This window comes from Bacillus hominis (assembly GCF_018332515.1).
Lineage (GTDB): Bacteria > Bacillota > Bacilli > Bacillales > Bacillaceae_G > Bacillus_A > Bacillus_A hominis.
In genome coordinates this window covers 1-4,405 of sequence record NZ_BOQD01000487.1, presented here as the reverse complement: position 1 = coordinate 4,405, position 4,405 = coordinate 1, and the positions used below count along the sequence as shown (strand labels likewise).

The following is a 4,405-nucleotide window of genomic DNA, read 5'->3' as shown; positions in this document are numbered from 1 at the left end:
TTCTATTTTTAGCTTATATTTGGTTGTTATCGATGTTAACGTTCCAAACCTATACATATACTTTAATTTCCGCACTATTATGTACAGAGAAGATTCATCATAAGTTATACCACCTCACATATTTTTCTTCATTGTAAAGAGAAATGTGTGAAGGGTAAAAAGTGCAAAATGATTTGTTTGTAAGTAAAAAGTATTGCTTTATATCTTACAAAAGAAAAAAAGAAACCTTACATATTTCAAACATGTAAGATTTCAAAAAAATATTATACTTCACTGCAAGATATGTAATATTATCCCCCACGATTCATCTTTATTTCTATTTGGTACATTACATTTTCTAAGTAGAAAATAATCGGTTTAACTTTACTCTCAAATTTAAATTCCCCATTACTTCAGCCACATATCCTTCGATAGCTGAAGTAATGGCTTCTGCTGACGGATATGTTAAAGCATCATCTAGTTCTATGAAAAAAACTTTTAGAAAATAGTTTTTTCATAATCCCTTTCTTCTCTTTCATCATATTCCATCCCCCTTCAGTTCAGGCTCCCAACATCCATATTCTCAATTTATCTTTGAAAATAAAAAAATCCTGCATTTTTCATGCAGGATTTTTTACTAGTCATTTTTCGTAAAATAAGAAACGAAACGAAGTATTTCTAAGTATAACCATACTAGAGTCATCATTAGACCCATTGCACTGTACCATTCCATATATTTTGGAGCTTGGCTACGTGCGCCGCTTTCGATTAGATCGAAATCTAGTAATAGATTTAATGCAGCAACTACAATAACAACCGCACTAATGATAATACCGATTGTTCCACCTTGGTGAATATATGGAACAGTTACACCGAACATGTTTAATAAGAATACGATTAAATACATAACCATAATTCCCATTGTAGCGGCAATTACACCCGTACGGAATTTATCCGTTACTTTTACTACACGTGTTGCATAAAGCACTAACATCGCAAATAGAATTGAGATTGTTAGTAATACAGCGTTTAAAACGATATCATTATCAAATTTCATTGCATAAACTGCTGAAATACTTCCTAACACTACCCCTTCTACTGCCGCATAAATCGGTGCACCAATTGGTGATATGCGCGGGAAGAAGATAGATGCAAACGCAACGATTGCCGCAATAACTAAAGCACCAATTAAAACTGGCATTTTCATCGTATTATTTGTCATCTGTATGTATGAATAGACAGACGTTGCAAGCAGCAAGATAAGCATGATAAACGTTTTGCCTACCGTTCCGCCAATAGTCATCGCAGAAGTATTTGCTCCCTCTTTACGGAATGCCTCTTTTTTCAACATTGGATTAGATGTTCTCATTTTTTCCCCTCCTAAAATAGGTTCTACCAATAGTGTAAAGTTTTTCTCTTTACATTTCAATATATGCAGCTTGTTTTTATTTTAAACCTTCAACGATGTCAGATAACTCGCTCCATCGTTCCATCGTTTTTTCTAGCTCTTCTTCTGTTTTCTGCTGTGCTTCAGATAATTCTTGTGCCTTTGTGAAGTCAGATCCAACTTTCGCAAGTTCTTCTCCAATTGACTCAATTTTCTCTTCTAGTTCGGCAATTGTATCTTCAATTGTTTCCCATTCACGCTGCTCATTGTATGAAAGTTTACGTTTACGTTGTTGTTTTGGAGCTTCTTCTACTACTTTTTTCTCTTTTTGAACTTCCGCTTTCTCAATAAGTTCTTTCGTCTTTTCCATTTCTAAATAGTCCGTATAACTACCTAGGAATTCACGCACTTCGCCCTCGCCACTAAAGATGAACAATTCATCTACTACTTTATCCAAGAAGTAACGGTCATGCGATACAGTTAACACGACACCTGGGAAATCTTCTAAATAATCTTCTAGTACTGTTAATGTTTGTGTATCTAGATCATTCGTAGGTTCATCAAGTAATAGTACGTTTGGTTCTCCCATTAGAATACGTAATAAATATAAACGTCTTCTTTCACCACCAGATAGTTTACCAAGTGGTGTACCATGTGAATGCGTCGGGAATAAGAAACGTTCTAGCATTTGAGATGCGCCAATTACTTTTCCATCTGTTGTATGAATAACTTCTGCAATCTCTTTAATGTATTCAATCATACGCTGATTTAAATTCATCTCTTCATTTTCTTGCGTATAATAAGCAACTTTTACAGTTTGTCCTACTTCAACTTCACCACTATCAGGAGATAGTTTTCCTGCAAGCATATTTAATAGTGATGATTTCCCGCTTCCATTTGCTCCGATGATTCCGATACGATCACCAGGCTTCACAATATGATTAAAGTTATGTAATACTGTTTTATCACCAAATTTTTTCGTTACATCTTTTAATTCAAGTACTTTCTTTCCTAAACGACTTCCACTTAATGCGATATCAACTGATTGCTTCGCTGCTGGTCCTTCTTGTCCCTTCAGCTCATCAAAACGCTGAATACGTGCTTTTTGTTTTGTCGAACGCGCTTTTGCACCACGGCGAATCCACGCAAGTTCACGACGATACAAATTTTGGCGCTTTGATTCTTGTGCCGATTCTTGCTCTTCACGAAGTGCTTTCGCTTCTAAAAATGTACTATAGTTTCCTTCGTAGCTATATAGTTTACCATTGTCTAATTCAAAAATACGGTTTGTCACACGATCTAAGAAATAACGATCATGGGTTACAAGTAATACCGCACCTGTATATCTTGCTAAATATTCTTCCAACCATTCAACTGTCTCATGGTCAAGATGGTTCGTAGGCTCGTCTAAAATTAATAAATCAGGTGTTTCAATAAAACATTGTGCCATTGCGATACGTTTTTTCTGTCCACCAGATAAATTTCCAACAGTTGCAGTGAAATCTGTAATTCCTAATTTCGTTAAAAGTGATTTCGCATTTGCATTTGCTTCCCATGCACTCATTGCATCCATACGTTGCTGCACTGCAAATAATTGTTCCTGTACTTTTTCATTACTTGGATCTTTTTCGATATTTAATAGTGCCTTTTCATAATCACGAAGAAGACGAATTAAAGGTGTATCACCATGGAACACTTGCTCTAATACTGTTAGTTTTTCATCAAACTCTGGTTGCTGTGATAAATAACTAATTGTATAACCACGTGAATGCGTCATATCACCTGTATCAGGAGTTTCTAACCCTGCAATAATTTTTAATAATGTCGATTTACCAGTACCGTTTACACCAATAATTCCGACACGTTGTCCTTCTGTAATACTACATGATAATCCATCAAATAACGGTTTTTCTCCGTATGATTTCGATAAGTTCTCCACAGTTAACATTTTCATATTTGTGCATTCCACTCTTTCATAAATTGTTCAATAAACTGTTCCATATAACGATGACGAACTTCAGCCTCTTGTTTTGCCGCGTTCGTATTCATTAAGTCTTTTAATTTTAAAAGTTTTTCATAAAAATGATTTAAAGATGGATCGTTATTTTTTCTATACTCTTCTTTTGTCATTCCTTCACGCGGCGGAATAGTTGGATCATACATTAATCTCCCTTTCGCTCCTCCGTATGCAAATGTACGAGCTATTCCAATTGCACCAAGAGCATCTAAACGATCGGCATCTTGCACAATTCTCCCTTCAAGTGACTCAACTGTGCCACCATGACCGCCCTTATAAGACATATTAGCGATGATATGAAGAACATGCTTACTTTCCTCTTCTTCAACACGTAACTCTTCTAACCAATCAGAAACTTTTTTCATTCCTGCTTCTTCACTCTCATTTAACTTCTCATCTGCTACATCGTGAAGTAATGCTGCCATTTCAATTATAAAACGATTTCCACCTTCTTGCTCGGATAAAGAAATCGCCAATTTATGTACGCGTTCAATATGATACCAATCATGCCCACTCGCATCTTTTTCTAAAATATGTTTTACGAAAGTTATTGTTTTTTGTATTTTTTCTTGTTTTATCATTTTATCTTCACCCAGTTTCTTATTGTAACACGCCTGCATTTATTCATCACATATTTTCTTGTCCGCCCATACACTAGGTGGTAGGCATCATCATGAAGGAGGAATAAAAATGTTCTATAATAATCAACCACCTTTTCCACAGCAACCATTTTCCCCTCAACATCAGGAACAAAGATATGCAGAACAATATGGGGAGCAGGAAACACAGCATCAAGAACCCCAATACGAACAAAATCCATACGCAACTCCGCAAAATCAAGAAGCTGAATATCAACAAAACCCTTATGACACACGTCTCAATTATGAATATCCACAAAATCCATATGTAGCGCAGCATACTCAAGAACAACACTATCAGCAAAATCCATATACAACTCAGCACACTCAAGAACAACAATATCAGCAAAATCCATATACAACTCAGCATACTCAAGAACAACA

At 35.6% G+C, this 4,405-nt stretch carries 3 protein-coding genes and 2 pseudogenes; 1 reads left to right on the top strand and 4 read right to left on the bottom strand.

Annotation, left to right across the window (positions count from 1 at the left end; translation table 11 throughout):
• Window positions 1-290 precede the first annotated feature (290 nt).
• From KI356_RS26695 to KI356_RS26680, 4 genes and pseudogenes are all read right to left on the bottom strand, one after another.
• Window positions 291-521: pseudogene (locus KI356_RS26695) on the bottom strand (DUF4318 domain-containing protein).
• A 95-nt stretch (window positions 522-616) separates the two neighbouring features.
• Window positions 617-1,348, bottom strand: coding sequence for a Bax inhibitor-1/YccA family protein (locus KI356_RS26690; RefSeq protein WP_212936959.1), 732 nt, complete (start codon window positions 1,346-1,348; stop codon window positions 617-619).
• Window positions 1,349-1,424: 76 nt separating this feature from the next.
• Entirely contained in the window at window positions 1,425-3,320 is a 1,896-nt protein-coding gene (locus KI356_RS26685) for an ABC-F family ATP-binding cassette domain-containing protein (protein ID WP_128279870.1), read from the bottom strand.
• The gene (locus KI356_RS26680; RefSeq protein WP_033711799.1) at window positions 3,317-3,964 is read right to left on the bottom strand and encodes an HD domain-containing protein; all 648 of its coding nucleotides are present in this window, start codon (window positions 3,962-3,964) and stop codon (window positions 3,317-3,319) included. Before KI356_RS26680 ends, KI356_RS26685 begins: the two co-directional genes overlap by 4 nt.
• A gap of 109 nt (window positions 3,965-4,073) precedes the next feature.
• Here KI356_RS26680 and KI356_RS26675 point away from each other — a divergent pair.
• Window positions 4,074-4,405, top strand: a pseudogene (locus KI356_RS26675) (hypothetical protein); the annotation flags it as partial.